We start from the raw sequence: 17,471 nt of genomic DNA, 5'->3' as shown, positions 1-17,471 counted from the left end.
ACCGGGCAGCCCCCGCCACCCGTCGTACGACGGCCTGTCGGGCCTGCCGGGAGGGGTGACCTGTGGGCGGCTGGGACCACCACGCGAGCGGTCAGCCGACGCGAGCCGTGAGGGTCAGTTGTCCTCGGACAACGTGACCTCGATGCCACCGAGCAGGGCGGCGGCCATGTTGTAGAGGAAGGCGCCGAGGGTCGCGATCGCGGTCAGCAGGACGACGTCGACGGCGGCCACGAGCATCGTGAAGCCGAGCACGCGCGAGGTGCCGACGTAGTTCTCGACATCGAGGTTCGCCGTCTCCGGACCGCCGATGCTCTCCTGGATCGTCTGGTTGATGGAGTCCCAGACACCGGCGGCGCCGAGCACCGACCAGACCATCAGCACCGAGACGACCGTGACGATGCCGAAGGCGATGGAGAGCAGGAAGGCGGTCTTCATCACCGACCAGGGGTCGATCCGGGTCAGCCGCAGTCGCGCCCGGCGCGGGGGCTTGGCCCCGGCGGCCGCCTTGCTGGCCTTGGTCTTCGACTCGGGCTCGGCGTTGGCGACGTGCTCGCTGCGCGCCGAGCTGAGCTTGGCCTGGATCCGCTCCGTCAGGGGCGGTCGTACGGCGGTCTCGTCGGCGCCGCGGTCGGCTGCCGGCTTGGCCGGCGCAGGAGGCTTGGCCGTGGCCTTGGTCCCCGTCGTGGCCGTGCGCTGGGTGGACGGCTGGGTGGGACGCTCCGTCATCAGCTGTCACTCTCCCCTGTCTCGTCGGGCTCGGCGCCCTCACTGTCATCGGGCACGTGGCTGTCCACCGGCGTGGACTCATCGATTGTGACATCCGGGGCCTGATCCGACGACTCAGCAACGACGGTCGCGCCCTCGAGCGCGCCGTCGGCCCCGGCCTCCGCCCCCGCCTCGGCCCCGGCCTCCTCGTCGACCTTCGACTCCACCGAGCGAGCCACGACGACCACGGAGTCACCGGACTTGGGCGACACGAACTTGACGCCCTGGGTCGAGCGACCGGTCGGTCGGAAGTGCTCGTTGATGGGGCTGCGCACGACCTGGCCACCCTGCGTGATCGCCAGGACCTCGTCGCCCTCCTCCACGATGAAGGCACCGACAAGCCCGCCACGGTCCTCGTTGGCGAGCGCCATGGCGCGCACCCCGAGCCCACCGCGGTTGGTGGTGCGGTACTCGCTGATGCGGCTGCGCTTGGCGAAGCCACCGTCGGTGATCGTGAAGACATACTGGATGTTGTCCTCGGACTCCTCCGTCGCGGCCTGGGCGGCGCGGATGACCGACATCGAGAGCACCGAGTCGGCCTCGTTGCGGAACTTCATGCCCGAGACGCCGGACGTCGCGCGACCCATCGGGCGCAGCTGGGAGTCCTCGGCACGGAAGCGGATCGCGGAGCCCTTGCGGGAGACCAGCAGGATGTCGTCCTCGGAGCTGACCAGCTCGGCCCCGATCAGCTCGTCGTCGTCCTCGCGGAAGTTGATCGCGATGACGCCGGCCTGGCGCGGACTGTTGTAGTCACCCAGCCGGGTCTTCTTCACCAGCCCGTTGCGGGTGGCGAGCACCAGGTAGGGCGCCTGCTCGTAGTCGCGGATCGCCAGCACCTGCGCGATCGACTCGTCCGCCTGGAAGCTCAGCAACCCGGCGACGTGACCGCCCTTGGCGTCACGCTGGGCCTCGGGCAGGTTGTAGGCCTTGGTGCGGTAGACGCGACCGGCCGTGGTGAAGAACAGCAGCCAGTGGTGGTTGGTGGTGGAGATGAAGTGCTCCACGACGTCGTCGCCGCGCAGGGTCGCGCCGCGCACGCCCTTGCCGCCACGCTTCTGGGTGCGGTACTGGTGGCGCAGGGTGCGCTTGGCGTAGCCGCCACGAGTGATGGAGACGACCAGCTCCTCGTCGGGGATCAGGTCCTCCATGGAGAGGTCGCCGTCGGCTGCGATGATCTGCGTGCGCCGCTCGTCGCCGTACTTGTCGACGACCTCGCCGAGCTCGTCGATGATGATCTGCCGCTGGCGCTCCTCCTGGGCGAGGATGTCCTCGAGGTCGGCGATCTTCAGCTCGATCTCGGCCAGGTCGTCGACGATCTTCTGGCGCTGGAGCGCGGCCAGGCGGCGCAGCTGCAGGTTGAGGATCGCCGTCGCCTGGATCTCGTCGATGTCGAGGAGCTCGATCAGCCCGTCGCGGGCGTCCTCGACCTCGGGGGAGCGGCGGATCAGCGCGATGACCTCGTCGAGTGCGTCGAGCGCCTTCGCGAGGCCCCGCAGGATGTGGGCCTCGCGCTCGGCCTGGGCCAGGCGGAAGCGGGTGCGTCGCTGGATGACCTCGATCTGGTGGGCGACCCAGTTGGAGATGAACTGGTCGATCGAGAGCGTGCGCGGCACGCCGTCGACGAGCGCCAGCATGTTGGCGCTGAAGTTGGTCTGCAGCTCGGTGTGCTTGAGCAGGTTGTTGAGCACCACCCGGGCGACGGCGTCGCGCTTGAGCACGACGACCAGGCGCTGGCCCGTGCGACCCGAGGAGTCGTCACGCACGTCGGAGATGCCCTGGACCTTGCCGGAGTCGGCGAGCTCGGCGATCTTGAGCGCGAGGTTGTCGGGGTTGACCATGTAGGGCAGCTCGGTGATCGAGAGGATGGTGCGCCCGCGGGGATCCTCGTCGACCTCGATGACCGCGCGCTGGGTGACCGATCCACGACCGGTGCGGTAGGCCTGCTCGATGCCCTCGTGGCCCACGATCATCGCGCCGTTGGGGAAGTCGGGGCCCTTGACCCGCTCGAGCAGCGCGTCGAGCAGCTCCTCGCGCGTGGCCTCGGGGTGCTCGAGCGCCCAGCGGGCACCGGCGGCGATCTCGCGCAGGTTGTGCGGCGGGATGTTGGTGGCCATGCCGACCGCGATGCCGGCCGAGCCGTTGACCAGCAGGTTGGGGTAGCGCGCCGGCAGGACGACCGGCTCCTGCGAGCGACCGTCGTAGTTGGGCTGGAAGTCGACGGTCTCCTCGGTGATGTCGCGGACCATCTCCAGGGCCAGCGGCGCCATCCGGCACTCGGTGTAACGCATCGCGGCAGCGGAGTCGTTGCCCGGCGAGCCGAAGTTGCCCTGCCCGTTGACCAGCGGCGCGCGCATCACCCACGGCTGCGCGAGACGCACCAGGGTGTCGTAGATCGCGCTGTCGCCGTGGGGGTGGTATTGGCCCATGACGTCACCCACGACACGGCTGCACTTGGAGAAGCCGCGGTCAGGCCGGTAGCCGCCGTCGTACATGGCGTAGAGCACGCGACGGTGCACGGGCTTCAGACCATCGCGTACGTCGGGCAGCGCGCGGCCGACGATGACAGCCATCGCGTAGTCGATGTAGGCGCGCTGCATGGAGGTCTGCAGCTCGATCGGCTCGATGCGGCCGCCGGGGCCGGGTCCCTCGGGGGGAGTCGTCGTGCCGCCGGTGGGGATCTCAGTCACGTGTCTTCGTCTCTCTGGTCGGTTCTACTCGAGTCTAGGAATGGTGCTAGAGACCTAGATATCGAGGAATCGAACGTCCTTGGCGTTGCGCTGGATGAACGAACGGCGCTGCTCGACGTCCTCGCCCATCAGGATCGAGAAGATCTCGTCGGCCTGAGCAGCGTCGTCGAGGGTCACCTGGAGCATCAGCCGCTGCTCGGGGTTCATCGTGGTCTCCCACAGCTCATCGGCGTTCATCTCACCGAGACCCTTGTAGCGCTGGACCGCGTTCTCCTTGGGGAGCTTGCGGCCCTGGGCGAGACCGTCGCGCATCATCAGGTCGCGCTCGGTGTCGGAGTAGACGAACTCGTGCTCCGCCGGCTTGTTCCACCGCAGCCGGTAGAGCGGCGGCTGGGCCATGTAGACGTAGCCGTGCTCGATCAGCGGCTTCATGAAGCGGAACAGCAGCGTGAGCAGCAGCGTGTTGATGTGGTGGCCGTCGACGTCGGCGTCCGCCATCAGGACGACCTTGTGGTAGCGCAGCTTCTCGAGGCTGAACTCCTCGTGGATGCCCGTGCCGAGCGCGGAGATGATCGCCTGGACCTCGGTGTTGGCCAGCACCTTGTCGATGCGGGCCTTCTCGACGTTGAGGATCTTGCCGCGGATCGGGAGGATCGCCTGGACCCGCGGGTCGCGGCCCTGACGTGCCGAGCCACCGGCCGAGTCGCCCTCGACGATGAAGACCTCGCACTCGGCGGGGTTGGTCGACTGGCAGTCCGACAGCTTGCCGGGCAGGCCACCGCCACCGAGCAGGCCCTTGCGCGAGCGCGCGAGGTCACGCGCCTTGCGCGCCGCGATGCGTGCCGAGGCCGCGGCCTGGGACTTGCGCACGATGTCGCGGCCCTCGGCGGGGTTCTGCTCGAGCCACGCGCCGAGCTGGTCGTTGACCAGGCGTTGCACGAAGCCCTTGGCCTCGGTGTTGCCGAGCTTGGTCTTGGTCTGGCCCTCGAACTGCGGCTCGCCGAGCTTGATCGAGATGATCGCAGTGAGGCCCTCACGGATGTCGTCGCCCGAGACGCGGTCCTCGCGCTTCTTGATCAGGCCCCACTCCTCGCCCCAGTGGTTGACCAGGGAGGTGAGAGCCGATCGGAAACCCTCCTCGTGGGTGCCGCCCTCGTGGGTGTTGATCGTGTTGGCGAAGGTGTGCACCGACTCGGTGAAGGTGGTGTTCCACTGCATGGCCACCTCGAGGCTCATGTGGTTCTCGATCGACGCGGCGGTCTCGGCCTCGAAGGAGATGACCGTCGGGTTGGCCTTGTCCTTGCGGCGGTTGAGGTGCTCGACGTAGTCGACCAGGCCGCGGTCGTACTTGAAGACCTGCACGAGCCCGCCACCCTCGGCCTTCTTCATGGCGTCGTGGCCGGCGGAGTCGATGTCGGCCTCGACGGTGCCGTCGTGCACGGCCTCGACGAGGTCGTCCGCAGCAGGGCGCTCATCGCGCACGACGATCTCGAGACCCTTGTTGAGGAAGGCCATCTCCCGGATCCGGTTGGTGATCGTCTCGAGCGTGTAGGCCGTCGTCTCGAAGATGTCGGGGGAGGCGTAGTAGGTGATGGTCGTGCCGGTGCGCTCGCCCGGCTCCATCGGGCGGACCTGCTCGAGCTCCCCGTCGGGGACGCCGATGCTGAAGGTCTGGCGCCACTCGTGGCCACGGTTGCGGACCTCGGCGATGACCTTCGAGGAGAGCGCGTTGACGACCGAGATGCCGACCCCGTGCAGACCACCGGAGACCTTGTAGCCGCCGCCGCCGAACTTGCCTCCCGCGTGGAGCATCGTCAGCGCCATCGTGAGGGCCGGCATCTCCTGGCCCGGAGCGGTGTCGGTCGGGATGCCGCGACCGTTGTCCTCGACGCGGATGCCGCCATCGGCCATCAGGGTCAGCACGATGCGGTCGCAGTGACCGGCGAGCGACTCGTCGACGGAGTTGTCGACGACCTCCCAGACCAGGTGGTGCAGACCGCGTTCACCGGTCGAGCCGATGTACATGCCGGGGCGCTTGCGGACCGCCTCGAGCCCCTCCAGGACCTGGATGGCCGAGGCGTCGTAGTCGCCGCTGACGTTGGAGTACTGGGGTGCGTCGGGATCGACGGTGACGTCGGCGGGTGCCTCGGTGAGGACCTCGTCGGGAGCGGCGTTCTCGTCGGACACGCAAGGACCTCTTCACACGTTGAGTTGACACACATAACGGTCGCCCAGACCGGGGTGACCCAGTCACGGCGACCATTGCCCATGATAGCCGTTAAACGGCCTTGTGCCACGTGTGGTGCCCAGCAGAGGAGGGATCTGTGGAGGAAATATGGCCCTGAGCGTCCCGTAGTGGCCTGTCCGAGCCCCTCGTGGGGGTCCCAACAGGTCCCCATACGTCGGTGAGGCCCGCAGAACGTCTGAGACGCTCAGCCGTAGGTGTCGCGGGGACCGCGCCCGTCCCGGGTGGTCCGCAGACCCTTCTTCCAGCTCGGCAGGTGCGGGCCCTGGACGTCGATGACGACGACCGTGCCGTGCCCGAGCTCCTCGTTGAGCCGTCGTACGACGGTGGGCGCGAGGAGGGTGAGCTGGGTGGCCCAGGCGGTGGAGTCGGTGCGGACCACGAGCTTGCCGTCGGTGAAGGCCTCGGGGGAGCAGTGCGCCGCCACCTCGTCGCCGACCAGCTCGGCCCAGCGGGCGAAGACGCCGCGCATGCGCAGGTCCAGCTCCCAGCCGCGCTCGCCGATGAGGCGCGCCAGGGTCGAGTCGAGCAGCTGGGGGTCGCGATCGTCGGGGTGCGAGCCGCTCACCCGGCTTCCCGTCACGGCCCGGCGCTCACCGGTGAACGGGCGGCGGCGCTTGGCGCGCGAGGTGGAGCCGGCCGCCGCGCGGGTCAGCGCGCGGGCCAGGTCGAGGCCGTCGTCGGCGTGCGGCTCGACAGGTGCCACGGGCTCGACGGGCTCGACCGGGCTGCCCACCGCCTCGTCCTCGTCAGACACGTGTCACCTCCCCGCCTGCCACGGCGTAACGGACTCCGGCCAGCACCGCCGGTACGTCGTCGGCGACCGCGGCGGTGACGAGCACCTGCTCGGCGCCCGCGACCAGCTCGGCGAGCTGCGCGCGTCGTTCGGTGTCGAGCTCGGCGAAGACGTCGTCCAGGATCAGGATCGGGTCGTCGCCGTCGGAGCGCAACAGGTCGTAGGACGCCAGGCGCAGCGCGAGGGCGAACGACCAGGACTCCCCGTGGGAGGCGTAGCCCTTGACCGGCAGCCGCTGACCCCCGGCCTCGGGCGCGAGACCGAGGCTCAGCAGCAGCTCGTCGCGGTGCGGACCGACCAGCGAGATGCCGCGGTCGAGCTCGTCGCCTCGGCGTCGCTCGAGCTCGGCGTGGAAGGCCTCGGCGAGCGCGGCCGGATCGTGTTGCCCCAGGTCGAAGGACGGGCGGTAATCGATCGCGGCGTCCTCCCGCGAAGCACCGCGGGCAACGGTGGCATAGGCCTTGCCGACGTACGGCGCCAGCGCCTCGACCAGCGCGAGCCGGTGGCTCAGCAGCTCGCTGCCGGCGTGGACCAGGTGGGAGTCCCACGCCCCGAGGGTGGAGAGCGCCGACTCCTGGCTGGTGGAGCCGCGGCGCGCGGCGCCGGCGGTCTTGAGCAGCGAGTTGCGCTGGCGCAGGATCCGGTCGTAGTCGGCGCGCACACCGGCCAGGCGCGGGGTGCGCAGCACGAGCAGGTCGTCGAGGAACTTGCGGCGGTCCGAAGGGTCACCCTTGACCAGGGTCAGGTCCTCGGGGGAGAAGACGACCGTGCGGACCAGGCCGACCAGGTCTCGCGACTTGGCCAGGGGTGACTTGTTGACGCGGGCCCGGTTGGTCTTGCCGGGGTTGAGCTCGACCTCGAGCACGGCGGTGCGCCCGTCCCGGACGACCGCGGCGCGCACGATCGCCTGGTCGCACCCGGCCTTGACCAGCGGCGCGTCGGTGGCGACCCGGTGGGACGCGAGCCGGGAGAGGTAGTCGATCGCCTCGACGAGGTTGGTCTTGCCCTGGCCGTTGCGACCGATGAACGCCGTGACGCCGGCCTCGAGCGGGACGTCGGCGCTCGCGTAGGAGCGGAAGTTGTGCAGCGTCAGGTGGGAGACGTACAACGCGGCCCGTGCCTAGTCGGGGTTGGCGTCGCCGCCGGGCGGCGGGGGAGTGTGCAGGGCGTGGCCGCCGAACTGGTTGCGCATCGCAGCGACCGCCTTCATCGCCGGGCTGTCGTCCTGGCGGGAGGAGAAGCGGGCGAAGAGCGACGCGGCGATGACGTTCATCGGCACCGCGTTGTCGATGGCGGCCTCGACGGTCCAGCGGCCCTCGCCGGAGTCGTCGGCATAGCCGCGGATCTTGTCGAGGTGGGTGTCGTCCTCGATCGCGGTGACCAGGAGGTCCAGCAGCCACGATCGGATGACGGTGCCTTCTCGCCAGGAGGCGAAGACCTCGGGCACGTTGTCGACGACGTCGGTCGCCTCCAGCAGCTCCCATCCCTCGGCGTAGGCCTGCATCACGGCGTACTCGATGCCGTTGTGGACCATCTTGGAGAAGTGCCCGGCACCTGGCTGCTGTCCGGCGTGCACGAACCCGGACTCGCCCTCGGGCCGCAGCGCGTCGAACGCCGGCTGGGCCTTGGCGACGTCGGCCGTGGAGCCGCCGCACATCAGGGCGTAGCCGTTCTGCAGGCCCCAGACTCCACCGGAGACGCCGCAGTCGACGAAGCCGATGCCCTTCGCGGCCAGCAGGTCGGCGTGGATCTTGTCGTCGGTCCAGCGTGAGTTGCCGCCGTCGACGACCAGGTCGCCCTCGCCCAGCAGGTCGGCGAGCGCCGTGATCGTGTCGTGCGTCGGACCCCCGGCGGGCACCATCACCCAGACCACCTTGGGGGTGGGGAGCTGCTCGACGAGTGCCTCGAGGCTCTCGGTGTCGGAGACGTCGGCGTTGCGGTCGTAGCCGATGACCGTCACGCCGCCCTCACGCATCCGGGTGCGCATGTTGCCGCCCATCTTGCCGAGTCCGACGAGTCCGATGTGCATGCAAGGTCCTCCGGGGATGGGGGCTTCGGCGGCTGGGTGGGTGGCGCTGCGGTCGTGCTAGGAGAGCAGGCGACGGGGCATGAGGAGGTAGCGGAAACCGCTGTCCTCGGCACCGTCGGTGACCGCGCCGCTGAGCACGACCGGCTTGGAGGCCTGGGTGAAGGCCATCTCGACGACGGGCTCGTCGATGGCCTGGAGACCGTCGAGGAGGAACTGCGGGTTGAAGCCCGTGGTGATGTCCTCGCCCTCGATCTGCGCCTCGATCGACTCCGAGGCCTGGGCCTCGTCGCCGGAGCCGGCGTCGAGGGTGAGCACCCCGTCGCTGAACGCGAGCTGCACCGCGGTGTTGCGCTCGGCCACGAGGGACACCCGCTTGACCGACTCGATCAGCGCGGCCTTGTCGACCTTGGCGATGGTGAGCTTGTCGGCGGGGAAGAGGCTGCGCACCTTGGGGAACTCGCCGTCCAGGAGACGGGTCGTCGTACGACGCAGGCCGCCGGGGGCGTTGCCCTCGAAGCCGATGATGCCCTCACCCGAGCCGCTGGCGGAGAGCGCGATCGTGACCTCGCTGCCGGCGGTCAGTGACTTGGCGGTGTCGCCGAGGACCTTGGCCGGCACCAGCGCGGCCAGCGACTCGTCGGGCGACATCGGGGCCCAGCCGAGCTCGCGGTGCGAGAGCCGGAAGCGGTCGGTGGCGAGTAGGGAGATCGTGGAGCCGTCGATCTCGAGCCGCACACCGGTGAGGACCGGGAGCATGTCGTCGCGGCCGGCGGCGGTCACGGCCTGGGCGACGGCGTGGGAGAACACGTCGCTCTGCACGGTGCCGGTGGCGGTGGGCATCTGCGGGATCGTGGGGTAGTCCTCGACCGGCATGGTCTGCAGCGTGAAGCGGGCCGAGCCGCAGGTCAGGGTGACTCGCGAGCCGTCGATCGCCATCTCGACAGGCTTGCTGGGCAGGCTCTTGCAGATGTCGGCCAGGAGGCGACCACTCACCAGCGCCCGACCCTCGTCGCTGACGTCGGCCTTGAGCGTCGCGCGCGCCGACGTCTCGTAGTCGAACGTCGAGAGCACGAGGCCCTCATCGGTCGCGTCGATGAGGAGTCCGGCCAGGACCGGGGCGCTGGGACGGACCGGAAGGCTGCGAGCAGCCCAGGCGACGGCATCGGCGAGCGCGTCGCGGTCGACACGAAACTTCACGGTGGATCCTTCGGATGGGCGACGAGGTGCGACGAGGTGCCGCGTGAGCACAGGAGTTCTTGGGATGCGCATCCTGCCACGTGGGGTCGACGGGCACGAGTCATCCCCAGGCAGGGGCCCAGCAGGGTGTTCACGGAGGATCGATACAGGTAGAGGTCCGTAGTCGTCATAGCGTCGGTGGAAACTGTGGACAAGGTGGGTAAGCGCTGGTCAGCACGGCGATTCGACGTGCACAGGGGGTGTGGAGGACGACGGGACAACTCGGCGGCCACGTGGAACCGGCGATGGCCGTCGGAGGCGCTGCGTCGTCCATCCACAGATCCTCCCCGTGTAGTTCGGATGTCGGACCCCACGTTGTGCACAGGTGAGAGCCGGCTCGAGGGCTCGCTCGGGTGACCCCGGGGGTCACCTTGATGGTGGTGCGGTCAGGACTGGCGGGCCTGCAGCTTGACCCGGTTGGTGAGCTCGCTGACCTGGTTGAAAACAGCGCGGCGCTCGGCGAGGAGCTGGTTGATCTTGCGGTCGGCGTACATGACCGTGGTGTGGTCGCGGTTGCCGAACTGCGCGCCGATCTTGGGCAGGGACAGGGGGGTCAGCTCGCGACAGAGGTACATCGCGATCTGACGCGCCATCACGAGGTGCCGACCGCGGCTGGGCCCGGTGAGCTCCTCGATGGAGAGCCCGAAGTAGGCCGCGGTCTGGGCGATGATCAGCGGCGCGGTGATCTCCGGCTCGCCGCCCTCGGGGATCAGGTCCTTGAGGACGATCTCGGCCAGGGTCATGTCGACCTCCTGGCGGTTGAGGTTGGCGAAGGCCGTCACGCGGATGAGGGCACCCTCGAGCTCACGGATGTTGGTCTGGATCTTGGACGCGATGAACTCCAGCACGTCGGGTGGGGCGGTGAGCCGGTCCATCGCTGCCTTCTTGCGCAGGATCGCGATGCGGGTCTCGAGGTCGGGAGGCTGGACGTCGGTAATGAGGCCCCACTCGAAGCGGTTGCGCAGCCGGTCCTCGAGTGCTTCGAGACGCTTGGGTGCCCGGTCGGAGGTCAGCACGATCTGCTTGTTGGCGTTGTGGAGCGTATTGAAGGTGTGGAAGAACTCTTCCTGGGTCTGGGTCTTGCCTTCGAGGAACTGGATGTCGTCGATCAGCAGGACGTCGACGTCGCGGTAGCGCCGCTTGAAGCGGTCCTGCCGGTCGTCGCGGATCGCGTTGATGAACTCGTTGGTGAACTCCTCGCTCGACACGTAGCGCACCTTGGCCCCGGTGTAGAGGCTGCGGACGTAGTGGCCGATCGCGTGGAGCAGGTGGGTCTTGCCCAGGCCGGAGTCGCCGTAGACGAGCAGCGGGTTGTAGGCCTTGCCCGGCGCCTCGGCGACTGCGACGGCAGCGGCGTGGGGGAATCGGTTGGAGCTACCGATCACGAAGGTCTCGAAGGTGTACTTCGGGTTGAGCCGGGTCTCCAAGGCGCTGCCCTTGGGCTGCTCGGTGGCCTCGGGGGCGAAGGTGGGCGACGGGGACGGAGCTGTGACGGGCGCAATTGTCGACTTGTCGATGTCTCGACTTGTCGATGTGTCGTCGTGGTGGTCAGGCGCCATCTGTCCCTCGTCGAGGCTGGCGTCGACGGTCACGGCGATCCGGATCTCACGCGCGAAGCTCTCGGTCAGCGCGTCCTCGAGCTGACCACGCAGCCGGCCCTCGAGCTGGACCCGGGTGAAGTCGTTGGGGACCGCGATGATCGCGGTGTTCTCGTGGAGGGTCACCGGCTTGCTGGCGCGCAGCCAGGCACGCTGGTTGGGTTGGAGGTCGTTGACCACCTGGCGCCACGCCTGGTCGAGGTCGGACATCATGTGCTCCACGGTTCCCGCCGCCTTCCTGTCGGGCTGAGCCCGAGTGCTGTGCCCCACCTCACCCGTGAGGCGCTGTCTCCACAAGTTTGTCCACAGGTTGTGAACCCGACTCAGTGTCTGTGGAGAGAGTCGGTCCGACCGGCATCGGCTCCCCGACAAACAACGAGTGTTCGCAGGTCAGGGGCCCTTTGGCGCACCGTGTGAGCGGGGTCACAGGTCCTTGACGAACGGGGAGAACCGGGGCTGCGGGGACACCTCGGTGGCCCGAACCTAACGCGCCACGACGAGCAGCGGCAAGCCGTCATCCACAGGGCTGGACACCCGCTGTCCACGCCCTGGCGCCTCGACGGAACCACGGGTTTGACCCTGCGGAACGCCCACGCGTACCGTTAGCCGGTCGCCCGGTATCGACAGGTGCCGCATGTCCACGGGAATATCACTCTCCGTGGGTGGGCGGTGCCAGCCGAAACTGTCTCATCAAGAGCGAGGCCAGGCATCCCGATCTGCCGGCGTGACCCTTCCCGAATCAACCGAAAGAGACAAGCTCGTGAGCAAGCGTACGTACCAGCCGAACAACCGTCGTCGCCACAAGGTGCACGGGTTCCGCCTGCGCATGCGCACCCGCGCCGGACGCGCCATCCTCTCGGAGCGCCGCCGCAAGGGCCGCAAGAGCCTGGCCGTCTGAGGGTTGCGTCCTCCGGCCGTGCTGGCCTGACGCGACTCCTGTCCCCGTGCTGCCTGCGGCTCACCGGCTGATCGACGCCGCGTCCTACCGTGCCGCATCCCGCACGGGCAGACGCTCGGGGTCGCGCACCCTCGTGGTGCACCTGGCTCCCGGTCAGGAGGGCGACCTCAGGGTCGGCTTCGTCGTCAGCAAGGCCGTCGGAAACGCCGTCATCCGCAATCGTGTGAAGCGCCGCCTACGTCACCTGGTCCGGGAACGACTCACGTCGCTCCCGGACTCTGGCGCGCTCGTGGTGCGGGCGCTTCCCGCCGCGGCGTCGGTCGGTAGTGCGGAACTCGCTGTTGACCTGGACCGTTGTCTCCAACGAGTCCGGGAGGCGCAACGATGAAGTACGTGCTGATCGGTCTGCTGCGTCTCTACCGCGCCGTGATCAGCCCGCTCTACGGGCAGGTGTGTCGTTACCACCCCTCCTGCTCCGCCTACGCCCTCGACGCCGTTCGCGAGCACGACAGCCTCCGGGGCAGCTGGCTCGCCGTACGTCGGCTCGGTCGCTGCCATCCCTGGGCCGCCGGCGGCTACGACCCCGTGCCACCCCGCTTCGCTGCGGGGACCTCGTCTTCTATGCCACACCAAGGAGCCTGATCCGTGGGATTCATCGGCGATATCGGCAGCTTCATCATGACGCCGCTCTACTACATCATTTCGGCGATCCTGATCGGCTTCCACAAGTTCTTCAGCCAGATCGGTCTGGATCCCGAGGGTGGTCTCGCGTGGGCGCTGTCGATCATCGGGCTCACCGTGGTGATCCGCACGGCCCTGATCCCGCTGTTCGTGAAGCAGATCAAGTCCAGCCGCAACATGCAGCTGATCCAGCCCAAGGTCAAGGAGCTGCAGAAGAAGTACGGTCATGACCGGGAGCGCCTCGCCCAGGAGACGATGAAGCTCTACAAGGACACGGGCACCAACCCGTTCTCCTCGTGCCTGCCGATCCTCCTGCAGATGCCGATCTTCTTCGCCCTGTTCCGACTCCTCGACCAGGCGGCGAAGAAGGGCACAGCGCACGGCTTCCTCACCGAGGACCTGGCCGACAAGTTCGGAAAGTCGCAGATCTTCGGCGCCATCCCGATCTCGGACAGCTTCTGGGGCGCCCGCACCTGGGGCGGCAACCCGGACGCCAACGGGTTGGTCATGGCCGTGGCGCTGGTCCTGGTGCTGATGATGACCGCGACGACGTTCCTCACGCAGCGCCAACTGATGAGCAAGAACATGCCGAAGGACGCGTTGAGCGGTCCCTACGCCCAGCAGCAGAAGATGCTGCTCTACATCCTGCCCGTGGCCTTCGGGCTCGGTGGCGTGGCCTTCCCGATCGGGGTGCTCCTCTACTGGACCACGTCGAACCTGTGGACGATGAGCCAGCAGTTCTACGTCATCCGCAACAACCCGGCGCCCGGCACGCCGGCGGAGGAGGCGAAGAAGGAGCGCGACAAGGCGAAGGCACTCAAGAAGGGCACCCCTCTCGTCGAGGAGGTCGTCCCGGAGCCCGAGGCCCCACCCCGGCCGGCCGCACGCCAGCAGCCGAAGAAGCAGAGCAAGTCCCAGCGCAAGCAGTCCGGTGGCAAGCCGCCCGGGCGCCCCAACGACCAGAACCAGGGAGACAGCCGATGAGCGCGGACGTCGAGACCGAGAATGCCCCCCACACCGAGGTGGACTCACCCGAGGAGACGTCTCAGGAGATGCCCGGGGGTGCGACTGAGAGCGCTACTGAGCACGAGGAGGCGCCGACCAGCGGTCGTGCCGCCCGGCTCAAGCAGCTCGAGCAGGAGGGCGACATCGCCGCCGACTACCTCGAGGAGCTCTTGGACATCGCCGACCTGGACGGTGACCTCGACATGGACGTCGACGGCGATCGCGCAGCGGTCTCCATCGTTGGCGCCGACCTCAGCCAGCTCGTGGGGCGCGACGGTGAGGTCCTGGAGGCGCTCCAGGAGCTGACGCGGCTCGCGGTCTTTCGTGAGACCGGCGACCGGTCCCGGCTGATGCTCGACGTCTCCGGCTATCGGGCCCAGAAGCGCGTGGAGCTCGTGGAGCTCGCCGAGCGCCTCGTCGCGCAGGTGCGGGAGTCGGCCGAGCAGGTGTCCCTGGATCCGATGAGCCCGTTCGAGCGCAAGGTCGTCCACGACACCGTGGCGGCTGCTGGCCTGTCATCCGAGTCGGAGGGCGTCGAGCCGCGTCGCTTCGTGGTGATCCTGCCTGCGTCATGACCGACGATGTTTCACGTGAAACACCCTCCGCGCCTGAGGTGGCCCGGAGGGTGTTTCCATCTGACCGCTTCACCCTCGTCGAGCGCTACGCCGAGCTGCTTGCGACCGAGGGAGTGGTGCGAGGCTTGATCGGCCCCCGGGAGGCTCCCCGCCTCTGGGACCGCCACCTGCTCAACTGTGCCGTCCTGGGCGAGCTGCTCCCGCAGGGCGCCACCGTGTGCGACATCGGGTCAGGTGCCGGATTGCCGGGCCTCGTGCTGGCGATCGCCCGGCCCGACGTGCGGATCACGTTGGTTGAGCCGCTGCTGCGCCGGACCGCCTTCCTCGAGGAGGTCGTCGACGGTCTGGGCCTCGACACGGTGGAGATCTTCCGGGGGCGGGCCGAGGAGTTGCACGGTCAGCGGCGGTTCGATGTCGTCACCTCGCGGGCGGTCGCCCCCCTGGAGCGTCTGCTTGGGTGGTCCATGCCGCTCGTGGCAGGGAGTGGTGCCCTGGTGGCGATGAAGGGCTCCTCGATCACCGAAGAGATCGAGGCCGCGCAGGATGTCCTGGTTCATGGAGGCTGCGGCGTCCCCGAGGTCATCGTGCTCGGCGAAGGGCTGCTGTCGTCCACAACGGTGGCCGTGCGGGTTCCGTGGGCGGACCCGACACGGGTATCTTGGCCGCTTGCCGTTTCTCGCTCCCCGGGGGCGAAGAATCGTCCCCCCCAGAATCGACGTAAGAAGAGGCGACCCGCGTGACCGAGGAGTTTTCCACCGGCACGAACCCCCCGTCTGAGCCTGGCTCTCCACAGGTTGGCACAAGTTCTCCACAGGCAGCACCGTTAAGCAGTCCCGCCGATGTTTCACGTGAAACAGCGAAGCGGCCCTCACCGATTCCCGCTCCCCTGAGTGCCTTCGGGGTCCGCACGGCGGGTGACGTCGCGTCTCTGGGCGGTCAGTTCGACGATCCTGCGACCCCTCTGGCGCGCGCGGCGCAACACAGCATCCTGGCGCGACAGGAGGCGCACGCTCGCCCGGCGCTACAACGTCCGTCCACGACGCGGATCTTCGTGGTGGCCAACCAGAAGGGTGGGGTCGGCAAGACCACCTCGACGGTCAACGTGGCTGCCGGCCTCGCCCAGCTCGGTCAGCGGGTCCTCGTCATCGACCTCGACCCGCAGGGGAACGCGTCGACGGCTCTCGCGGTCGAGCACCGGCGTGGTGTGCCCTCGACGTACGACGCCCTGGTCGACGGCGTCCCGCTCGCCGATGTCGTCGCTCCCTGCCCCGATGTCCCGGGCCTCTGGGTGGTGCCGGCGACCATCGACCTCGCCGGCGCCGAGATCGAGCTGGTGAGCGTGGTGGCGCGCGAGGGACGCCTCAAGCGCTCCATCGACGGCCACCCACTCGTCGGCAGCGCCGAGGCGGTGGGGGACGACCGCTTCGACTTCGTCCTCATCGACTGCCCGCCGTCGTTGGGCCTGCTGACGCTCAACGCGCTGGTCGCGGGGGACGAGATGATGATCCCGATCCAGGCGGAGTACTACGCGCTCGAGGGGCTCGGGCAGCTGCTCGAGACCGTGGACATGGTCCGCGCACACCTCAACCCGGACCTGGCAGTGTCGACGATCCTGGTGACGATGTTCGACGCCCGCACACGCCTGGCGGCCGGCGTGGCCGAGGAGGTGCGTGAGCACTTCGGGGACCAGGTGCTCAAGACCTCGATCCCCCGCTCGGTGCGGGTGTCCGAGGCCCCGTCCTACGGCCAGACGGTCATGACCTACGACCCGGGGTCCCCGGGTGCGCTCAGCTATCTCGAGGCAGCCCGCGAGATCGCCATCAAGGGAGTCCGTGCGTGAACAGCAACCGCCCGCCGCAACGACGAGGTCTCGGTCGGGGCCTCGGGTCGCTGATCCCGACCGCTCCCGCGGTGCCGCCGAGTCCCCTCGGTGACTTCGGCTCCTCGGGCGCAGACGTGCCGCCGCCCCCGGATGAACGCGCGCTGGCGCCGGTCCCCGGGGCCAGCACCGCGGTCGTGGCCGGTGCCTACTTCGCCGAGCTGCCGATCACCCAGATCCAGCCCAATGCCATGCAGCCCCGCACTGTCTTCGACGAGGAGGCCATGGCCGAGCTGGTGCACTCCATCGGTGAGGTCGGGCTGCTCCAGCCGATCGTCGTGCGCCGCACCGGTGAGGAGTCCTACGAGCTGGTCATGGGTGAGCGTCGCTGGCGGGCCTCCCAGCAGGCCGGCCTCGAGGCGATCCCGGCCATCGTCCGCGAGACCGACGACAACGACATGCTGCGCGACGCGCTGCTGGAGAACCTGCACCGTTCGCAGCTCAACCCGCTGGAGGAGGCCTCGGCCTACGCCCAGCTGCTCGAGGACTTCTCCTGCACCCACGAGGAGCTGGCCTCCCGGATCGGTCGATCCCGGCCACAGATCAGCAACACGCTCCGGCTGCTCAAGCTGAGCCCGGCGGTGCAACGCCGGGTCGCGGCCGGCGTGCTGTCGGCCGGCCACGCCCGCTCGCTGCTCGCCGTCGACGATGCCGACATCCAGGACCGGCTCGCTCAACGAGTCGTGGCCGAGGGCATCAGCGTGCGGAGCCTCGAGGAGATCGTGGCCGTCGGTGATCTCAAGAGTGCCTCCCAGCGCAGCCAGCGCAACCGACCGACCGCCCCCGGCCTCGCCGAACTGGCGGAGCGACTCTCCGACCGGCTGGAGACCCGGGTCACGGTGGACCTCGGTCGGCGCAAGGGCAAGATCACCGTGGAGTTCGCCTCGCTCGACGACCTGCGCCGCATCATCGACATCATGGACCCCCGCAATCGCAATGACAGGCCGATCTAGCCATCTGTCGCTTTGTCGACATGTCATTATATCTATATGTCGACAAACAGGGTCACACGTCTCTGACCTGCAGGAATGTGGCCGTCAGCGCGGACACCCGGCCGGTCCCATGGCGACAGACCAC

Annotated in this window: 16 protein-coding genes; 8 read left to right on the top strand and 8 right to left on the bottom strand. The window is 68.7% G+C overall.

Annotated elements, in window-relative coordinates; genetic code table 11:
- Positions 1-114: 114 nt before the first annotated feature.
- The 8 genes from BM204_RS09270 to dnaA form a co-directional block, all read right to left on the bottom strand.
- Complete coding sequence (locus BM204_RS09270; RefSeq protein WP_091112376.1) at positions 115-726, bottom strand: DUF3566 domain-containing protein; 612 nt, start codon at positions 724-726, stop codon at positions 115-117.
- The gene (gene gyrA / locus BM204_RS09265) at positions 726-3,362 is read right to left on the bottom strand and encodes a DNA gyrase subunit A (RefSeq protein WP_246166500.1); all 2,637 of its coding nucleotides are present in this window, start codon (positions 3,360-3,362) and stop codon (positions 726-728) included. Before gyrA ends, BM204_RS09270 begins: the two co-directional genes overlap by 1 nt.
- A 144-nt stretch (positions 3,363-3,506) precedes the next feature.
- The gene (gyrB, locus tag BM204_RS09260; RefSeq protein WP_091112372.1) at positions 3,507-5,639 is read right to left on the bottom strand and encodes a DNA topoisomerase (ATP-hydrolyzing) subunit B; all 2,133 of its coding nucleotides are present in this window, start codon (positions 5,637-5,639) and stop codon (positions 3,507-3,509) included.
- Between the two features lie 245 nt (positions 5,640-5,884).
- On the bottom strand, positions 5,885-6,454 hold the full coding sequence (locus BM204_RS09255; RefSeq protein WP_091112370.1) for a DciA family protein: 570 nt from the start codon (positions 6,452-6,454) through the stop codon (positions 5,885-5,887).
- Entirely contained in the window at positions 6,447-7,601 is a 1,155-nt protein-coding gene (gene recF, locus BM204_RS09250; RefSeq protein WP_091112367.1) for a DNA replication/repair protein RecF, read from the bottom strand. The genes BM204_RS09255 and recF overlap by 8 nt, the downstream gene beginning before the upstream one ends.
- Positions 7,602-7,613: 12 nt before the next feature.
- Positions 7,614-8,522 (bottom strand): phosphogluconate dehydrogenase (NAD(+)-dependent, decarboxylating), encoded by a 909-nt coding sequence (gene gnd / locus BM204_RS09245; RefSeq protein ID WP_091112364.1) that lies wholly within the window; start codon positions 8,520-8,522, stop codon positions 7,614-7,616.
- Between the two features lie 57 nt (positions 8,523-8,579).
- Positions 8,580-9,719, bottom strand: a complete 1,140-nt coding sequence (gene dnaN / locus BM204_RS09240) for a DNA polymerase III subunit beta (protein ID WP_091112362.1) — start codon at positions 9,717-9,719, stop codon at positions 8,580-8,582.
- A gap of 425 nt (positions 9,720-10,144) precedes the next feature.
- Positions 10,145-11,569, bottom strand: coding sequence for a chromosomal replication initiator protein DnaA (gene dnaA, locus BM204_RS09235; RefSeq protein WP_091112359.1), 1,425 nt, complete (start codon positions 11,567-11,569; stop codon positions 10,145-10,147).
- Between the two features lie 547 nt (positions 11,570-12,116).
- On the opposite strand from dnaA, the gene rpmH reads away from it, so the two are divergent.
- The 8 genes from rpmH (at position 12,117) to BM204_RS09195 (ending at position 17,347) form a co-directional block, all read left to right on the top strand.
- The gene (gene rpmH / locus BM204_RS09230) at positions 12,117-12,254 is read left to right on the top strand and encodes a 50S ribosomal protein L34 (protein ID WP_091112357.1); all 138 of its coding nucleotides are present in this window, start codon (positions 12,117-12,119) and stop codon (positions 12,252-12,254) included.
- A gap of 46 nt (positions 12,255-12,300) precedes the next feature.
- A complete protein-coding gene (gene rnpA / locus BM204_RS09225) occupies positions 12,301-12,642 on the top strand; it encodes a ribonuclease P protein component (RefSeq protein ID WP_091112354.1) in 342 nt (113 codons plus the stop codon).
- The gene (gene yidD, locus BM204_RS09220; RefSeq protein WP_091112352.1) at positions 12,639-12,896 is read left to right on the top strand and encodes a membrane protein insertion efficiency factor YidD; all 258 of its coding nucleotides are present in this window, start codon (positions 12,639-12,641) and stop codon (positions 12,894-12,896) included. The genes rnpA and yidD overlap by 4 nt, the downstream gene beginning before the upstream one ends.
- Positions 12,897-12,899: 3 nt before the next feature.
- Complete coding sequence (gene yidC, locus BM204_RS09215; protein ID WP_091112350.1) at positions 12,900-13,919, top strand: membrane protein insertase YidC; 1,020 nt, start codon at positions 12,900-12,902, stop codon at positions 13,917-13,919.
- Entirely contained in the window at positions 13,916-14,515 is a 600-nt protein-coding gene (locus tag BM204_RS09210) for a Jag family protein (protein ID WP_218031341.1), read from the top strand. The genes yidC and BM204_RS09210 overlap by 4 nt, the downstream gene beginning before the upstream one ends.
- On the top strand, positions 14,512-15,255 hold the full coding sequence (gene rsmG / locus BM204_RS09205) for a 16S rRNA (guanine(527)-N(7))-methyltransferase RsmG (protein ID WP_091112348.1): 744 nt from the start codon (positions 14,512-14,514) through the stop codon (positions 15,253-15,255). Before BM204_RS09210 ends, rsmG begins: the two co-directional genes overlap by 4 nt.
- 134 nt (positions 15,256-15,389) lie before the next feature.
- Complete coding sequence (locus BM204_RS09200; RefSeq protein ID WP_091112646.1) at positions 15,390-16,355, top strand: ParA family protein; 966 nt, start codon at positions 15,390-15,392, stop codon at positions 16,353-16,355.
- The gene (locus BM204_RS09195) at positions 16,352-17,347 is read left to right on the top strand and encodes a ParB/RepB/Spo0J family partition protein (protein WP_091112346.1); all 996 of its coding nucleotides are present in this window, start codon (positions 16,352-16,354) and stop codon (positions 17,345-17,347) included. The genes BM204_RS09200 and BM204_RS09195 overlap by 4 nt, the downstream gene beginning before the upstream one ends.
- Positions 17,348-17,471: the final 124 nt, after the last annotated feature.

This window comes from Nocardioides psychrotolerans (assembly GCF_900113685.1).
Lineage (GTDB): Bacteria > Actinomycetota > Actinomycetes > Propionibacteriales > Nocardioidaceae > Nocardioides > Nocardioides psychrotolerans.
This window is presented reverse-complemented; position numbering and strand designations above follow the sequence as displayed.

Coding starts and splice junctions, on each gene's coding strand:
- BM204_RS09210 (WP_218031341.1), top strand. CDS start 13,916: ATGAGCGCGGACGTCGAGACCGAGAATGCCCCCCACACCGAGGTGGAC.
- dnaA (WP_091112359.1), bottom strand. CDS start 11,569: ATGATGTCCGACCTCGACCAGGCGTGGCGCCAGGTGGTCAACGACCTC.
- BM204_RS09270 (WP_091112376.1), bottom strand. CDS start 726: ATGACGGAGCGTCCCACCCAGCCGTCCACCCAGCGCACGGCCACGACG.
- gnd (WP_091112364.1), bottom strand. CDS start 8,522: ATGCACATCGGACTCGTCGGACTCGGCAAGATGGGCGGCAACATGCGC.
- yidD (WP_091112352.1), top strand. CDS start 12,639: ATGAAGTACGTGCTGATCGGTCTGCTGCGTCTCTACCGCGCCGTGATC.
- rsmG (WP_091112348.1), top strand. CDS start 14,512: ATGACCGACGATGTTTCACGTGAAACACCCTCCGCGCCTGAGGTGGCC.
- gyrA (WP_246166500.1), bottom strand. CDS start 3,362: ATGCAGCGCGCCTACATCGACTACGCGATGGCTGTCATCGTCGGCCGC.